We start from the raw sequence: 516 nt of genomic DNA on the forward strand, positions 1-516 counted from the left end.
AGGACATTTGGCAATCCGAAAGGCCCGTCAGGGAAAAAAGGAACAAGGCACAAATCAAACGGAGACCTATTACTTTGATGTCGAAAAATGTAAGGCCTGTCCATTTGGGCAGGGGTGTTATAAGCCTGGAGCTAAAACGAAAACCTATTCAGTCTCTATAAAATCTGACCTTCACAAAGATCAGATGATATTCCAGGAAACTGAATATTATCGAAGTAAATCCAAAGAAAGATATAAAATTGAAGCTAAGAATAGTGAACTCAAAAATGTCCATGGATATGGCAGGGCTAATTCCTATGGCATCCAAAACATGGAAATGCAGGGTGCAATGGCGATCTTCACTGTAAATATGAAAAGAATCCTGAAATTAATCTAAAAAAGCAGGGGTATTAGCTTTAAAAATCTCAAATTGGGATGATAATAGCCAAATAGCATATCCTTATTGACTAAACTTACAATAAGGACCATTAATAAACAATCTTTCAGAAATCCCTTAAACAAAAATGACTGAGTAAG

General features: G+C 36.0%; 1 protein-coding gene. It reads left to right on the forward strand.

Annotated elements, in window-relative coordinates; translation table 11 throughout:
• Positions 1-376, forward strand: a 376-nt coding sequence (locus tag GOQ17_RS16055) for a transposase (RefSeq protein WP_201288657.1), incomplete at its 5' end; no start/stop codon positions are given.
• Between the last annotated feature and the right edge of the window lie 140 nt (positions 377-516).

The organism is Sphingobacterium composti (assembly GCF_009829075.1).
Classification (GTDB): Bacteria; Bacteroidota; Bacteroidia; order Sphingobacteriales; family Sphingobacteriaceae; genus Sphingobacterium; species Sphingobacterium composti.